The organism is Myroides sp. LJL119 (assembly GCF_054871605.1).
Genome location: NZ_JBTXLO010000002.1, coordinates 65062 through 81336, shown reverse-complemented (window position 1 = coordinate 81336; position 16275 = coordinate 65062). Strand labels below are relative to the sequence as shown.

General features: G+C 32.7%; 14 protein-coding genes. 11 read left to right on the top strand and 3 right to left on the bottom strand.

Annotated elements, in window-relative coordinates; translation table 11 throughout:
* The first annotated feature begins 70 nt into the window (after positions 1 to 70).
* The gene (locus tag ACYSNV_RS03310; RefSeq protein ID WP_461761142.1) at positions 71 to 2788 is read left to right on the top strand and encodes a toxin-antitoxin system YwqK family antitoxin; all 2718 of its coding nucleotides are present in this window, start codon (positions 71 to 73) and stop codon (positions 2786 to 2788) included.
* Positions 2789 to 2908: 120 nt separating this feature from the next.
* Here ACYSNV_RS03310 and ACYSNV_RS03305 read toward each other — a convergent pair whose 3' ends face one another.
* Positions 2909 to 3691: a sulfite exporter TauE/SafE family protein gene (locus ACYSNV_RS03305; RefSeq protein ID WP_461761141.1), complete on the bottom strand. Its 783-nt coding sequence runs from the start codon at positions 3689 to 3691 to the stop codon at positions 2909 to 2911.
* Positions 3692 to 3888: 197 nt separating this feature from the next.
* Here ACYSNV_RS03305 and ACYSNV_RS03300 point away from each other — a divergent pair, with 197 nt between their 5' ends.
* Complete coding sequence (locus ACYSNV_RS03300; RefSeq protein ID WP_461761140.1) at positions 3889 to 4164, top strand: DUF2089 family protein; 276 nt, start codon at positions 3889 to 3891, stop codon at positions 4162 to 4164.
* Positions 4165 to 4194: 30 nt separating this feature from the next.
* Entirely contained in the window at positions 4195 to 4794 is a 600-nt protein-coding gene (locus ACYSNV_RS03295; protein ID WP_461761139.1) for a hypothetical protein, read from the top strand.
* 162 nt (positions 4795 to 4956) lie between these two features.
* Here the strand turns inward: ACYSNV_RS03295 and ACYSNV_RS03290 are convergent, their stop codons facing one another.
* Positions 4957 to 7155 (bottom strand): B12-binding domain-containing radical SAM protein, encoded by a 2199-nt coding sequence (locus ACYSNV_RS03290; RefSeq protein ID WP_461761138.1) that lies wholly within the window; start codon positions 7153 to 7155, stop codon positions 4957 to 4959.
* A 122-nt stretch (positions 7156 to 7277) separates the two neighbouring features.
* On the opposite strand from ACYSNV_RS03290, the gene bshC reads away from it, so the two are divergent.
* The 8 genes from bshC to ACYSNV_RS03250 all read left to right on the top strand — a co-directional run bounded on the left by bshC (position 7278) and on the right by ACYSNV_RS03250 (position 15217).
* Positions 7278 to 8870, top strand: coding sequence for a bacillithiol biosynthesis cysteine-adding enzyme BshC (bshC, locus tag ACYSNV_RS03285; RefSeq protein WP_461761137.1), 1593 nt, complete (start codon positions 7278 to 7280; stop codon positions 8868 to 8870).
* A gap of 73 nt (positions 8871 to 8943) precedes the next feature.
* Positions 8944 to 9816: an SDR family oxidoreductase gene (locus tag ACYSNV_RS03280; RefSeq protein WP_461761136.1), complete on the top strand. Its 873-nt coding sequence runs from the start codon at positions 8944 to 8946 to the stop codon at positions 9814 to 9816.
* A gap of 158 nt (positions 9817 to 9974) precedes the next feature.
* The gene (locus ACYSNV_RS03275) at positions 9975 to 10739 is read left to right on the top strand and encodes a ParA family protein (RefSeq protein WP_461761135.1); all 765 of its coding nucleotides are present in this window, start codon (positions 9975 to 9977) and stop codon (positions 10737 to 10739) included.
* Between the two features lie 29 nt (positions 10740 to 10768).
* Positions 10769 to 11674 (top strand): ParB/RepB/Spo0J family partition protein, encoded by a 906-nt coding sequence (locus ACYSNV_RS03270; RefSeq protein WP_461761134.1) that lies wholly within the window; start codon positions 10769 to 10771, stop codon positions 11672 to 11674.
* Positions 11674 to 12255 carry a DUF5683 domain-containing protein gene (locus ACYSNV_RS03265; RefSeq protein WP_461761133.1) on the top strand — a complete coding sequence of 194 codons (582 nt, stop codon included), beginning with the start codon at positions 11674 to 11676 and terminating at the stop codon, positions 12253 to 12255. Before ACYSNV_RS03270 ends, ACYSNV_RS03265 begins: the two co-directional genes overlap by 1 nt.
* Positions 12256 to 12286: 31 nt before the next feature.
* Positions 12287 to 12994: a 4-hydroxy-tetrahydrodipicolinate reductase gene (gene dapB, locus ACYSNV_RS03260; RefSeq protein WP_461761132.1), complete on the top strand. Its 708-nt coding sequence runs from the start codon at positions 12287 to 12289 to the stop codon at positions 12992 to 12994.
* 18 nt (positions 12995 to 13012) lie between these two features.
* On the top strand, positions 13013 to 14581 hold the full coding sequence (gene lepB, locus ACYSNV_RS03255; RefSeq protein ID WP_461761131.1) for a signal peptidase I: 1569 nt from the start codon (positions 13013 to 13015) through the stop codon (positions 14579 to 14581).
* A gap of 12 nt (positions 14582 to 14593) precedes the next feature.
* Positions 14594 to 15217: a WbqC family protein gene (locus ACYSNV_RS03250; RefSeq protein ID WP_461761130.1), complete on the top strand. Its 624-nt coding sequence runs from the start codon at positions 14594 to 14596 to the stop codon at positions 15215 to 15217.
* Positions 15218 to 15567: 350 nt separating this feature from the next.
* On the opposite strand, the gene ACYSNV_RS03245 is transcribed toward ACYSNV_RS03250, so the two are convergent.
* Complete coding sequence (locus ACYSNV_RS03245) at positions 15568 to 16266, bottom strand: sulfite exporter TauE/SafE family protein (RefSeq protein ID WP_461761129.1); 699 nt, start codon at positions 16264 to 16266, stop codon at positions 15568 to 15570.
* Positions 16267 to 16275: the final 9 nt, after the last annotated feature.

Below are 16275 nucleotides of genomic sequence, written 5' to 3'. Positions count from 1 at the left end.
TAATAAAATACTAATTTTTAATTTTATAACAATGTTTTATAATACTTTCGCTGTACTAATAAATTATCAAATGCGAAAAATATTATTCCCCTTATTATTACTTGGAGCTGGATCCTATGCCCAGGTGGTTAAAGACACCATATATGTCAATGAATATCAAGTGGCAACATCTAAAGAAAATGCTAGTTCTTATTTTGTGTATAATGGACAAAAAAATCAATTAACTAATATTGAGAATTTTGATATTAATGACAATCAACTTATTTTAAAAGGTAAAGGAATTGTTGATTCTCAAAAAGATATTACATGGAATGGTCTTGTTGAATTGTATAACAAACAAAATCAAATCATTTTAATCTATGATTTTGATTCAACAGGTACTATTATTAAAGTAGAGTCTTTTGACACGCAAACTGGTGATAAATACACTGCTAATTACCAAGACGGACAAATCAAAGATGGCCAAGTATTACAAGAAGCCGATGGTGTTTTAAGCCTAATGCAAATTCAGGACTTTCAAACTAAATCGTTGAGTTATATCAATAAAGAGAACAAAAAAAACAGAGCTGATTATATCTATAACAATGACCTGGTTGAACAGTCCTTGTATTTTGATAATAACGGAAAACAAATCTACAATTGTATCTATTCGGAGTACAGCCCATTTGATGGACAAGAGTTTAGTTTATTCCATCAGAGTCTAGATGTTTTCAGTGTTTCTCATTACAAACAAGGAGAACTTATTGAGTCCCAAACCTTTTTCAAAAATGGAAAATTACAATCAAAGGCCGTAATAGAAAAAGATTTAATTACAACCACTTATTGGAATAATAAAGGAGACATTATTGGTAGTATCATCACTAAAGATGATATGTACAGCGATGGTACCTTAGTTTATTTTGGTAATGAAGAACAAAGTGATTATGTCTCGACAATCTACAACTACAAAAATGGTGAGATTACCTCCTATAGTGTATTTTACACCACACCGGAACATCAGAACACCATCCGTGAAACAGTAGTTTACAATCCCGAGAATTATCCTAATATTTCATATAATGACTACTTTGATACCAATGGAAAAAAAATATCCACTGTTATCTATCAAGATGGCATACCTTATAATGGTACAGCCTATGATATAGATCAAACTAGTGTTTATAAAGATGGAATAGTTACACAAAGAACTACCTATTACCCAGGAACCTCCATTGTTTTTGAAAAAATGAGAGACAACAAAAGTACTTTTTACAACTTCAAAAATAAACCTATTGGCCAAATGCAATATCATGTTGGTTATTATGGAGAATTAGTACCTTACCAAGGAGAAATTTTCACAAGATATGACAACGCTTTCTATGATTTACATAAGTATGATAAAGGTGAGGTTGTTTACTCGGCAAACTTTCTTTATAACACAGACCCAAACCAAGAACCCCAAATAAGTAAAGAAACCTTCTTTAACCCATATTCTCAAGGTATGTCTAAAGAGATTTATTATTATGATAATGGCAATAAAAGAGAAGAGATTAGCTATAAGGAAGGTTCTTATTATCCAGAACCTGGTTTATCCATTTATTATAATAAAGATAAGAAAAACCAAGTTATTGCGAAATTTGATCATCTTGCCAATCACGGTACACTTTTAGAGTTTAATAGTAACAATATTATTATCTCTGAATCTAATTACACACAAGGTGAAATTACACACAAAAAAACCTATGCTAGAAGTTCACAAGCATACTTTGATCAAGAGGAATCACAAGATGATTATTACCTATCTAGCGAGATTGACTACAGTAAAAAAGCCATTTACTATGATAAAGATAATCAAGTAATTTCAGAGGTTATCTACAAAGATCAAATGCCGTTCCAAGGTACAGAAATAGTGGCCGATAGTTATTCTACGACCTATACTCCATACCAAAATGGACAAAAACATGGACAACAATCTACTTATTACTCTTTTGACCTACAAAACCCATTCTCTGTGGTATTGTATCAAAATGACTTAATTATTAAAGATCAAGTTTATTCAGACTCTGTCCTAACCCAAGAAACTAATTATAAAGATGGTGTAAAACACGGTTTATTTGTTCAGTTTGACTACTCTGGTAATAAAACAAGTGAGTTAGAATACATAAATGGTAAGCCATACAGTGGATATTTACACAATGATTTTTATTCGGTTTATACTATTGCTAAATATAGTAATGGCGTAATACAAGAAAAAGAGTTCTACAATTCGGATAATAACCAACTTGTGTCTATACAACGATACGATTCGCAGAACATTTACCATAAAGAAATTTTTGATCAAGACAACAAATTGATTTTTCAATATAGTGTAAAAGACGATTATTTAAATGGCGATTATAAGTACTATGAGAATGGAAAAGTAAAACAAGCTGCTAAATTTAAAAACGGACAACTTGAGCAAGGACAAGTATGGGTTGTGGATATCTCTAAATTAGATACCTATAGTTATTATGAGTCAGAGCAAGACCAAGATGTATATTATATTTTAAATAAAAATAAAAGTACGCTAAAACTACAAGTAGTAAACCAAGAAGATCAACAAGTGGTTATGGATATGCAAGTGAAAATTAAAAAAGATAACAATCAACTAAATCCATTACTTGCTCGCTTATACTCACCAAAGGACCTTTATCCAAGTAATGACTTAAATCAAGACTATTATCAAGATTCGGTACTTAACATAGACCATGAGCTTGAGCAAGCCGCTGACTTTGCCAGCGCTGCTACAGCAACTGCAACAAGTCTATAGGTTATAAAAGCGCAGTTAAATACATAATGAAAAAACCCCAATAAGAACAAGTAGCTCCTTATTGGGGTTTTTTAATTTATTTTGTATATAAACCCTTAACTATTTTATTAACCTGTTTTACTAGTTGGTTAAGAAATCAAAGGACACAACCTCATAGCCAAACCTGCAGATGGCTAAAAACATGATAAATAAAAATACATATCTTACCCAAGCCTGACCTTTTAATATAGCCAATTTAGCCCCAAAATAGCCTCCTACTCCATTACATATAGCCATTGGTAAGGCAATTGACCAAATTATTTTTCCTTGTAATAAAAAAAGACAAATACTTCCAAAATTAGTAGACAGATTAATCATCTTAGCATAAGCTGAGGCTTTAAAAAAATCAAACCCTACTAAAAACACAAACCCCATAATAAAAAACGTACCTGTTGCTGGTCCTATAAATCCATCGTAAAATCCAACAATTACACTTATAATAATTCCATAGAACCATTGTCTTTGTTGGGATAAACTAATTAAGGTTTTTCGAGCAAAATCTTTGCGCATATAGGTAAACCCCCATAATAAAAGCAAAATGATTAACAATAAAGGTTTAATAAAATCATTATTAACTTGCGTTAAAACATACGATCCTAAAAAAGCGCTACTAAAAGATATAATAGCCAACACCCCAAAATATAACCAATTAATTTTAGTAGTCTTTAAATACTGACCAACAGCCATAGCCGTACCACTAAAGGCTGGTATTTTTAAAGTTCCAATAATAGTAGCCACTGGGTAAGAAGGTAAAATTGCTAAAGATAAAGGAGTTTGTATAAGACCTCCCCCACCTGCTATAGCATCAACTAAACCTGCGCAAAACGCAACGATGCACAAGTACATCAAAATATCAAATTCCATAAAGTTCGAAAAAAACAACGCAAAGGTAAACAAACCTAGCATTCACTGGTGGAGATAAATCCAGATTATTTAACCTTTTTAGAGTCTTAATCAAGAAATAACATCTATGTAAATTTTACTTACTGACAAGCTAAAAATATAATTACTTGAATTTTATCTTAATTTTATTTACTTTAGATACAACAAGATTAAAAAACATGTCAACAAATCATAAACTCCCCATACTTTGCCCTAGCTGTAAAAATAGTTTACAGGTAACCGAACTTAGTTGCCAGAACTGCCATACGCAAGTAAAAGGGAAATATGCCTTACCTCTTTTTTTAAAACTCCCTGAAGAGGATCAAAATTTTTTAATGGACTTTTTCTTACACAGTGGAAGTCTAAAACAAATGGCCAAACAAATGAACATTAGCTATCCAACGGTTAGAAATAAACTAGATGATTTAATTAATCAAATTAATTCTTTAAAATAAATCACAACAAAAAACTATAAATAATTAAATATGATAAAGTTATTACTTAATCCATTTAAACATGTACAAACAAATAAGTTACTTATTTTTGGAATACTCTTTGGTATTTTAAGCTGTATAATTCAATTGTTTACCCACTTTAGAATGATTTCGATTTTAAAAATCATTCCTTTAAAAAGTCAACCCAATATATCTGTAGTTTTTTTGGATTATATAATCTCCACTTTAGTTTTAACAGTGGGCCTTTTTTTCTATGGGAAGCTTATTTATAGGCCTACTAGGTTTGTCGATATACTAAATACAGTACTTATAGCTAGAATTGTGTTTATCTTTTCTTTTCTAATTGATATAGGTGGATGGTTCTCTAACTATACCTTTGCCTTAGTTGAAAACATCAACAACCCAAATTTTTTTAGTCAACAAAGTCAAAATTTAATCCTATACTCATTGGTGTGCTTTGGATTACTACTTCTAATTATATTATTTTTCTATTATATTTTTAAAGGTTTTGCTTTAGCCGTTAACACAAAAAAGATAAGTTATATGATTGGCGTATTCTTTTTAATAATCACCTTAGATAGTATTACCCGTTTTATAACCACCCTTTATGCAGCAAAGAATATATTTTAACGTTTTATATCAACTAAGTTTTACTATGTTAGACCTATGGTCAATTTCCTAATTTAAAGAGTATAATAATCTTGCAATAGACCACTTTGGCTTCTAGGGCTTAAAAAAACAATAATTTCAAACTCTTAAGATTCCTTATCCCTAGAAATTACTTGTTTTTAATTATACCACTAACAAGCCAGCCTGTTTTATAATTCCCATGGATTTACTATACCAAAAAGGTTCAAAATCTTGTTGGGTAAACTCCTGGAAACTTTCCTTCATTTGTGCATAAGTCTTTGTTTTATTGGGACTTTGTTGTAAATCATCTATAAAATTCTCAAACCATTTGGCTTGTTGTAGGTCCATATCTAAAGCAAAAGATTGCTTTTTTGTATGCAAAACCACATTGGCCATTTGAAAAACTTTCCCTTTTTTCTTTTTCTCAAATTCCTGTAGATAAGGATAGCCGCCAAGCCAACAAACTTTTTGATTAGCCTTATAATTAGGTAGCTCATCGCTTTGTAAAGCATTTTGAATAAAATCAGGATTTACTAAAGTTCTGGGCACTTTAAAATCAAACCACTCGGACAATGGAAAATCCAAGCCTATGTGGTGCATGTAATTAAATAAAGACTTTTTCAATCCAAAGGAAAACTTATCGTGAATCGCTCCGCTTAACTCCTTATGAGGGACATCGTTATTGGCAAAGGTTCCTGGTTGTTCTAGTAAAGACTCTACCTTAAAGCTCTTTGGATCCATTCCAACAGGTGAATGGGCAGTCATAGCAAACTGATGCCAAAAACCACTTTGCATAACCCCTTGACTAAATAATTGCCTTACCATTTCCAAAGAGTCAATGGTCTCTTGGGCTGTTTGGGTTGGAAAGCCATACATTAAATATGCATGGACAAGAATCCCCGCTTGTGTGAAGTTTTTATTCACCCTGGCAACTTGTTCTACAGTAACTCCTTTATCAATTAGTTTTAACAAGCGATCCGAGGCCACTTCCAAGCCCCCAGAAACAGCAATACATCCAGAGGCTTTTAATAAAAGACATAAGTCTTTTGTAAAACTTTTCTCAAACCGAATATTAGTCCACCAACTAACCTTTACTTTTCTATTAAGAATCTCTAAAGCCACTTCTTTCATTAACGCCGGTGGAGCAGCTTCATCCACAAAATGAAAACCAGTTTCACCGGTTTGCTCAATCAAACTAACCATCCGATCAACAATAAGTTTTGCTGCCACAGGTTCGTAAATCTTTATATAATCTAAACTAATATCACAAAAAGTACACTTACCCCAGTAACACCCATGGGCCATGGTTAATTTATTCCATCTCCCATCGCTCCACATACGATGCATCGGGTTTACAATCTCAATGACAGATATATAATCTTTTAAAAATAAGTCACTGTAATCCGGGGTACCAATTTGATTTTGCTTATAATCTTTTTTCAGGGGATTATTTATGTAAATCACCTTGTTGTCTAAAGATAAAAAAGTGCGTTTGAGTTGATCTTGACTAATACTACCTTGTATATATAAAATTAAATTCTCCAAGGGAGCCTCCCCGTCATCTAAAGTTATAAAATCAAAAAATTCAAAAACTCGTGGATCCTTTAAATCGCGTAACTCTGTGTTTGCAAAACCTCCACCCATGGTAATTTTAATCCCTGGATAATTTGCCTTTATATGTTGAGCTAAACGAAAACTACTGTATAAATTACCGGGAAAAGGCACGGAAAATCCAACAATAGTTGGCTGGGTTTTTTCAATAATTTTATCCAATAAAGCAACAGAAACCCTATCAACATAACTCATAGGTTGTTTTAAGGATTCATATAAAGGATCAAAACTATGGGCTGATCGTCCGAGTCTTTCCGCATAGCGACTAAATCCAAAATTAGGATCTACAACTTCTTGGATCAAATCCGACAAATCCTCTAAATACAAGGTAGCTAAATGTTTAGCCTGATCTATTATTCCCATTGAACCAAAAGCCCAATTTAAATCCTCTATTTGATCAAACCTAGAGGCCTGGGGTAAAAAATCTCCCTGAATAATCGCGTGGGCTAGTGTGGGATTTTTGCCCTGAAGAAAATGCATTACCGAATCAATAGATTCAATATAATCCGTTTCAAAAGCTAAAATACGATGTACATTAGCAGATACATGATCTACATTTTGATGAATGTAGTCAAATAAATCTTGTAATCCAGATTTAGAAAAAATACTTAAAATCACCTCTATTCCCAAATCAGACTGATAACTAGATATACCCAAGGTGTTTAAAAAACCCTTGATATAAGCCGTGGCGGGATATGGGGTGTTTAATTGGGTAAAAGGTGGGGTGATAAGAGTAATGGTTGTCTGCACTTTAATTTCGAATTTAAATGCAAAGGTAGTATATTGTAACAGAGAATAAAAAATATTAATACCTCGTTAATGCACTAAGCCAACCAAAGTATATTCTTTAATTTAGCAAAAAAAATATCTTTATGCCTACAGATAATATTACATTTCAAAATTCGGGATACTTCTCAAAACTAATGGTGGATTATTTAAACCAATCTCCTACATTAAAACCGCTATATAATCGCTTTGCAACTATAGAGAATTTTGAGCCGCAAATACAAGAGAAATCTCAAAATTTCCCAAGTCATAACAGACAAGTACTATCAAAAGCATTACAATTGCAATATGCAAATACCAGCACTAGTATACAGACTCAAAAAAACATAGATTTACTAAATCAGTCCAATACTTTTACCATAACAACCGGTCATCAATTAAATCTTTTCACCGGGCCTTTATATTTTTTATATAAAATTATTTCGGTGATTAATCTTACCATAGAATTAAAACAAAAATATCCCCAAAATAATTTTGTCCCTGTTTATTGGATGGCCACCGAGGATCATGACTTTTTAGAAATTAATCACTTTTATTTCCAGGACAAGAAAATTTGCTGGCCTAATGAAAATGCCAGTGGACCAGTGGGAAGATTATCTACCCAAAGTCTTGATCAAGTATTAGAGGTATTCAAACAACATCTACCCTTGGGAGATAATGCTCAACAAATAAAACAGCTTTTTACCCAGACCTACCTAAATCACACAAACCTTGGTCAGGCAACAAGGTTTTTAGCAAATGAGTTATTTGCTGAATATGGACTTGTAATTATAGATGGAGATGATACTAATTTAAAAGAATTATTTGCCCCAACAATGGCTAGCGAACTTTTAAAAAGACAAGCCATCACCCAGGTACAGAAGTCTTTTTCTATTTTAAAGCAATACAATATTCAAGTAAATCCAAGAGAAATAAATCTATTTTATATATTAGATGGACTTAGAGAACGAATTGTTTTCAAAGATGATTTGTATTATATAAACAACACCGATCTTGTGTTTAATGAAAAAGAAATTCTACAACTTTTAAAAACACATCCTGAAAACTTTAGTCCTAATGTGATACTTAGACCCTTATACCAAGAGACAATTCTTCCGAATTTATGCTATATCGGTGGTGGTGGAGAATTAGCCTACTGGCTGGAGTTAAAAGCAGTCTTTGAACTCCATCAAATAACCTTCCCAATATTATTACTTAGAAATTCGGTATTGCTAGTGGATAAAAAACAAGCAAAAAAACTTGATGCTCTAGCATTAAGCTACCAAGATATCTTTAAAAAACAAGATCAATTGATTCTAGAGAAAACCAAGCAATACGCTAAAGTCAATTATGACTTTACAACCCAAAAAAGATTGTTAAGTGAATCCTTCCAAGATTTAGAACAAATTGCCAGTCAAACAGACAAGTCTTTTATAGGTGCTGTACAAGCACAAAAAGCTAAACAAATAAAAGGTTTGGAAAACCTAGAGAAAAGACTCTTAAAAGCAGAGAAAAAAAACAATGCCGATAAACTACAAAGACTTATCTTACTGCAAAATGAATTATTTCCTGGTGGCTCGTTACAAGAGAGAAGTAAAAATTTTTCAAGTTTTTACATCCAATACGGACCAGAATTAATAAAAGCTTTATTTAATAAATTAAAGCCTCTGGATCAAAAATTCGATATTATTGTTCTATAAATTCAAAAAAGATATATGCTGGCATATATCTTTTTTTTTATATATTAGTCTAATATCCAAAAATTTATAGATTATGAGTTTTACCCAAAAAATGCTTAGAGATGGCGCATTGGCCGATAAAGTTATAGTAGTTACCGGTGGAGGAAGTGGACTTGGTAAATCCATGACAAAATATTTTCTAGAATTAGGTGCAAAGGTAGCAATCACCTCTAGAGACTTAGATAAATTACAAAACACTGCAGATCAATTAATGCAACAAACCAATGGAGATTGCTTTGCTGTGGCATGTGATGTAAGACATTATGATCAAGTTGAGGCCATGTTAGAAAAAGTGTTACAAAAATACGGTCAAGTCAACGTTTTATTAAACAACGCGGCAGGTAACTTTATTTCACCCACCGAAAGACTATCCTCCAACGCTTTTGATACCATTATTGATATTGTTTTAAAAGGTACAAAAAACTGTACCCTAGCCTTTGGTAAACACTGGATTGAAACAAAACAAAAAAACAATGTGATTTTAAATATCACCACAACCTACGCCTGGACTGGATCGGGTTACGTGGTTCCCTCGGCAACAGCAAAAGCAGGCGTATTGGCATTAACAAGAAGTTTAGCTGTGGAATGGGCCAAATATGGTATACGATCCAACGCCATAGCTCCTGGGCCGTTCCCTACAAAAGGCGCATGGGATAGACTCTTGCCAGGTGATTTAAAAGATAAATTCGATTTGACAAAAAAAATCCCCCTTAGAAGAGTAGGTGAACACCAAGAATTAGCAAATTTAGCTGCGTATTTGGTATCTGATTTCTCAAGTTATCTCAACGGGGAGGTGGTAACAATAGACGGTGGAGAATGGCTACAAGGAGCTGGAGAGTTTAATATGCTAGACCAAATACCTGATTCTATGTGGGATGCTCTACAACAGGCAATGGGTAGAAAATAAAAAAAAACTATTATTAAAAATGACATTTTCTTTTAAATGTCATTTTTACTTCACTAACCTACTCACTACTAAGTTATTGTGCAAAGTGTTAATAAATAAGATTTTATAAACTCATAAATAATCGTATTTTTACGACTTATTAAATTCATTTAAATAAAATGGGGAAAATCATTGCCGTTGCAAATCAAAAAGGTGGAGTAGGTAAGACAACAACATCGGTTAATCTTGCAGCTTCGTTAGGAGCATTGGAGAAAAAGGTTTTATTAATAGATGCCGACCCCCAAGCAAATGCAACCTCAGGATTAGGAGTTGATGTAGATGCGGTGGAAATAGGAACCTATGGGGTATTAGATCATAGTTTCACACCCGAGCAAGCTGTGGTGCAATGTACAGCACCAAACGTGGATTTAATTCCAGCTCATATTGATCTGGTAGCCATTGAAATAGAACTAGTGGATATGTCCAATAGAGAGTATATGTTAAAAACAGCTCTTAGTTCCATAAAAGATAAATATGATTTTATCATTATAGATTGTGCACCCTCACTTGGATTATTAACCTTAAATGCCCTTACTGCGGCTGACTCGGTTATTATACCTATCCAATGTGAATATTTTGCCCTTGAAGGCTTAGGTAAACTTTTAAATACCATAAAGAGCGTGCAAAAAATACACAATCCAAATTTAGATATTGAAGGTTTATTATTAACCATGTACGATTCTAGATTAAGGTTGTCTAACCAAGTGGTGGAAGAGGTTCAAAAACACTTCAATCAGATGGTTTTTCAAACCATTATTCAACGTAATGTAAAACTAAGTGAGGCTCCAAGTTTTGGAGAAAGTATTATTAATTATGATGCAACTAGTAAGGGTGCAACAAATTACATTAACTTAGCTCACGAGGTGATTAGCAACAATCAGTAATAACAGTAAGTCGACTTAATAAAGTAATTATGGCAAAGGCATTAAAAAAACAAGCTTTAGGAAGAGGTTTATCGGCTCTATTAAAAGATCCAAATAACGACATTAAATCCAGTAGTGATTTAAATGCCGATAAGGTAGTAGGTAATATTATCGAGCTAGATATTCAAAGTATTGAAATAAATCCTTTTCAACCTAGAACTAATTTTAATGATGAAACCCTACAAGAATTAGCTAGCAGTATTCAAGAATTGGGTCTTATACAGCCTATTACAGTTCGAAAAATAGATTTTAATAAGTATCAATTAATTTCTGGAGAAAGAAGATTAAGGGCTTCTAAATTAATTGGTTTAACTAAAATACCCGCTTACATTAGGTTAGCCAATGACAATGATTCCCTTACCATGGCATTGGTGGAAAATATCCAACGTCATGATTTAGATCCAATTGAAATTGCATTGTCCTACCAGCGTTTAATGTCTGAGATTAATCTTACCCAGGAACAGGTAAGTAAAAAGGTGGGTAAGAAAAGATCTACCATTGCCAATTACTTACGTCTTTTGCGCTTAGACCCAATAATTCAAACCGGTATGCGTGATGGTTTTATCTCCATGGGACATGGAAGAGCAATTATTAACGTAGAAGACTTAGATACGCAAATCCAAATCTACCATAAAATAATCAAAGAAAATCTCTCGGTTAGAGATACAGAAGCTTTGGTTAAAGCCATGGCAGATAACCAAGAGATAAAAGAGCAAAAAGAATCTAAAAAAAGTGCTAATACTTTTAGCGTACCAAGCCACATTTCTAAATCTTTTGGTAATTTTTTCGGTACTAAAGTAGATATCAAGGTTTCCAATGATGGAAAAGGAAAAATTTCTATACCTTTCGCCTCACAAGAGGATTTAAATCGTATCATTAAACTTTTAGAGAATTAGTGAAAAGTAAATTATTAATACTTATCTTATTCTTTGGTCTGTGGAGTCAAAAAAACTTTGCTCAAGAGAAAAAAGAAAAAGCTAAAAAAGAAGCCAAGCAGGATTTGGACAACCAACAAATCGATGCTTTAGCACCAGCTCGCGCTGCATTTTTAACTAGTGTTGTACCTGGTTTAGGACAAATTTATAATAAGAGTTATTGGAAAGTACCTCTGGTTTATGCAGGTATTGGTATCCCAGCATATTTATGGGCTGATAATCAAAGACAATATAACTCTTATAGAAATGAGTATAAAAGAAGACTCCAAGGTATTGTAGATAAAGATCACCCAACTTTTGGAGGATTAGATAATGAACGGTTATTAGATGCTCAAAAGTTCTATAGACAAAACCGTGACTTATCGGTTGTGGTAACTATTGGATTTTATATTCTCAGTATTGTAGATGCCAATGTGGATGCTCATTTATCGCAATTCAATGTAAATGAAAATTTAACTATTAAACCCGTATTTGAGTTTAATAATAACTTTAATCCTACCAATCAAATGCAGTATGCAATCAATGTGCAATACTCTTTTTAAAAAACAACCAATCTGAAAACTAAAATAACATATGAAAATTGCTTTACTTGGCTATGGTAAAATGGGCCAAATTATCCAAAAAATAGCTCTTGAAAGAGGGCATGAAATTGTATTAACAAAAGACAGTAAATCCTCGTTTGACGGTTTACAAAACGCGGATGTTGCCATAGATTTTAGTCTGCCAAAAGTAGCAGTTGAAAATATCAAATCAGCTTTAGATTTAAATATCCCTGTTATTAGTGGTACAACAGGCTGGTTAGAGCACTATGATCAAATTGTAGATTATACCAAGCAAAAAGATAGTGCTTTTTTATATGCTTCAAATTTTAGTATTGGTGTTAATATATTTTTTGAACTCAATGCATATTTAGCAAAAATGATCAAAGACTTGCCAGACTATAAAGTATCGATGCAGGAGATTCACCACACTCAGAAATTAGATGCTCCAAGTGGAACGGCCATAACATTAGCTCAAGGAATAATTAATAACTCCAATCAATATAATGAATGGACATTAGATACACCAGAGTCAAATCAAATTCAAATTGATGCTATAAGACAAGCTGATGTTCCAGGAACCCATGTGGTGAATTACGACTCTGTAATAGACCAAATCCAAATCAAACATACGGCCAACAACCGAGAAGGTTTTGCTCTTGGTGCTATTGTAGCTGCTGAATGGATCCTGGGTAAAAAAGGAATTTTCTCCATGAATGACGTACTAAATATTAAAAAGTAATCCCTAAAAATTCTTATTATGACAATAATGCAGTGGTTTTTACTATTTATAGCCATACAAGTCATCCACTTTTTAGGAGTATGGAAACTGTATCAAAAAGCCGGCTTTAAGCCTTGGCAAGCTATAATTCCCGTTTACAATGCGGTAATATTAATGAAAATTATTAACCGCCCTTGGTGGTGGGTAATTCTTCTTTTTATACCTATTGTAAATCTTATTATGTTTCCTGTTATATGGGTAGAAACCTTAAGAAGTTTTGGAAAAAACTCTACTTTAGACACCATCCTTGGGGTTTGTACTTTTGGTTTTTATATCTACTATGTTAACTACCTTACAGATGTAAGTTATGTAAATAACCGCGATCTAAAACCAAAAACAAGTACCGGAGAAACGGTGAGTTCTGTATTGTTTGCAATCATAGTGGCTACCCTTATCCATAGTTATGTGATTCAACCCTACACTATTCCTTCTTCGTCTTTAGAGAAAACACTATTAGTTGGAGACTTTCTTTTTGTTAGTAAATTTCACTATGGTCCAAGAACACCAATGACAACTGTGGCTCTACCAATGGTTCACGATACAATTCCTTTTACAAATAAACCTTCTTACTTTAAAAATCCAAGTTTACCTTATTTTAGATTACCTGGTTTTCAAAAAGTTCAGAAAAACGATATTGTTGTCTTTAACTGGCCAACCGATACGGTTTACCGCCTACAAAGTAATGATCCTAGACCTGGGGTTATAAAACCAATAGATAAGAAAACAAACTACGTTAAAAGAGCAGTTGGTCTTCCTGGAGAAGATATTCAAATTAAAGAGGGTTTAGTTTATATCAATGGAGACAAACTAGATTTAAACGATAGAGCTAAAATTCAATTTAGCTATATAATTACAACAGATGGTAGTGGATTTGACTTACAATCCCTAGTTAAAAAAAGAAATATAACGGATCCTTTTGGATACTTATCTCAAGATGGTACTAAGATAGGTTTTACGGCCTTAACGCAAGAAGATGTTGATTATATTAAAAGTTTCAGCGCCGTTAAAAACGTAGAGAGATTCCCTGACCAGGTTTATCCAAACTATGTGTTCCCACACAACTCAGCTACCTGGACCACTAATAACATGGGTCCTTTGCATATTCCTAAAAAGGGAGAAACAATTCAACTAAATTTAGAAAACCTACCAGTATATAAAAGAATTATTTCCGTATACGAGAACAACAAACTACAGGTTAAAGACAATGTGATTTACATTAATGAAAAACCTGCTAATTCGTATACTTTCCTTCAAGATTACTACTTTATGATGGGAGATAATAGAGATAACTCCGAAGATAGTAGAATATGGGGATTTGTACCGGAAGATCATATTGTGGGTAAACCTGTTTTTATTTGGATGAGTTTAGATCATAACATCCCTTGGTCAAAAGCCTTGGATAAAATTAGATGGGATCGTTTATTTACTACTGTAAACGGTAACGGGCCACAAACCTCTTATTTCCCTTACTTTATTATCCTACTTGTTGGTTATTTTGGTTATACCACCTATAGAAACAGAAAAAACAAAAAAAATTCTAAAAACTAGTTTAAAAATACAATGGATAGTATACTTGTTCAACCATGTTACTTTGGCTCAATTAGCACCTACGTAGCCATGATGCAGAGCGATAAAATCTATTTCGAGACCAATGACAATTTTCAAAAACAAACCAATCGAAATAGAATGTATATTTACAGCGCTAACGCCACACAAATGCTTACCATACCAATTAAGCATACCGGGCAAAGTAGATTATTTAAAGATGCAGTCATTGAACAAGCCTTTGGTTGGCAAAAACAGCATTTTAAGAGTTTAGAGGCTGCCTATAGAACCTCGCCATTCTTTGAGTATTTTGAAGATGATATTAGAGCCGTTTTTGAAAAACATTATAAATATATGCTAGATCTAAATTTAGATACCCATCAAATTGTTTGTGATTCTCTGGGAATTAATTTAGATTATGAAAAAACCTTAGAATTCCAAAAGCAACCAAATCCAGAGCTTTTAGACTTACGTTATCTAGCAGATGGAAAAAAGGATCCCAATGAATTTGAGCCTTACACCCAAGTCTTTGACCAAAAACATGGCTTTATTAATAATCTAAGCATTTTAGATTTACTTTTTAATGAATCCAGACAAGCCGTGGATTATTTAAAAAATCAAAAACTAATTATAAAGTAATATTATAAAAACAAAAAGGTGAACTATATAGTTCACCTTTTTTTTATGATATTATAATATTTTTACTGCCTAACAAACAAACATAACAGTAAAAAAACCAGAGCTATACTAGACTCCTCAAACATAACTTTAGCATAATATCTTCCTTTAGACAAAAAAGAACTCAAAAGTCACATGTGTTTCTTGATTTATTATATATTAAAAAAGTCAACTATAATTTCTAGACTACAGCTGACTTTTTAAAGATAACTTTAAACCTAATTAAAAAATTTCTTTTTTTGACCCCCTCAAAATAAAAAACTAAAAAAGGTTTAAAAACATATAGAAAAAAATAAAAATAATTGACCTGTTTAACAAACGGGATTCTCTCTAACAAAAAGATCTATCGTTTTTGGTGATAACATCCAAATATCCAAGCCTAACCCCCTTATAATAAATAACATTCCAAAGATTACGATGATAATTGGATAGTATTTTAAGATAGCATTTCGAAAAGAAACACTAAACATATTTCTTAAAAGAACAACGCCGCTTAACAAAGGAATTGTTCCCAGTCCATAAAAAAACATATACAATGCTCCTTTAAAGACTCCTTGTGTGGCTAATGCTGCAAATAAAGCAACATAGACCATAGCACATGGTAAAAATCCATTGAAAAATCCTATTAAAAACAAACCAGAATAACTTTTGTTTTTAAACTGTTGACCAAGGGCTTTTTTTATGCGATTAACAAATAAAAAAACAGGTTTTAAAAATCCTAAAGCCCCTAACTTATTAGTTGGAATACACACATAGAGAATCATCATAATTCCCACCACAATGGAAACTTGCTGTTGTAATCCTGCTAAAAAAAAACCTTTCCCTAAAAGTCCAAATACAATACCCATCAAACTATAGGTCAATAACCTACCGGCATGATAGGTAAGGATTTGCAAGATTCGTTTGGCCTGATTAGTCCTACTTACAGGTAAAACCATTGCAATTGGCCCGCACATACCTATACAGTGTAAAGAACTAATTAATCCTAAAACAAAACCTGATAAAAGCAAATTTTAAAT

Coding starts and splice junctions, on each gene's coding strand:
- ACYSNV_RS03310 (WP_461761142.1), top strand. CDS start 71: ATGCGAAAAATATTATTCCCCTTATTATTACTTGGAGCTGGATCCTAT.
- ACYSNV_RS03305 (WP_461761141.1), bottom strand. CDS start 3,691: ATGGAATTTGATATTTTGATGTACTTGTGCATCGTTGCGTTTTGCGCA.
- ACYSNV_RS03300 (WP_461761140.1), top strand. CDS start 3,889: ATGTCAACAAATCATAAACTCCCCATACTTTGCCCTAGCTGTAAAAAT.
- ACYSNV_RS03295 (WP_461761139.1), top strand. CDS start 4,195: ATGATAAAGTTATTACTTAATCCATTTAAACATGTACAAACAAATAAG.
- bshC (WP_461761137.1), top strand. CDS start 7,278: ATGCCTACAGATAATATTACATTTCAAAATTCGGGATACTTCTCAAAA.
- ACYSNV_RS03280 (WP_461761136.1), top strand. CDS start 8,944: ATGAGTTTTACCCAAAAAATGCTTAGAGATGGCGCATTGGCCGATAAA.
- ACYSNV_RS03275 (WP_461761135.1), top strand. CDS start 9,975: ATGGGGAAAATCATTGCCGTTGCAAATCAAAAAGGTGGAGTAGGTAAG.
- ACYSNV_RS03270 (WP_461761134.1), top strand. CDS start 10,769: ATGGCAAAGGCATTAAAAAAACAAGCTTTAGGAAGAGGTTTATCGGCT.
- dapB (WP_461761132.1), top strand. CDS start 12,287: ATGAAAATTGCTTTACTTGGCTATGGTAAAATGGGCCAAATTATCCAA.
- lepB (WP_461761131.1), top strand. CDS start 13,013: ATGACAATAATGCAGTGGTTTTTACTATTTATAGCCATACAAGTCATC.
- ACYSNV_RS03250 (WP_461761130.1), top strand. CDS start 14,594: ATGGATAGTATACTTGTTCAACCATGTTACTTTGGCTCAATTAGCACC.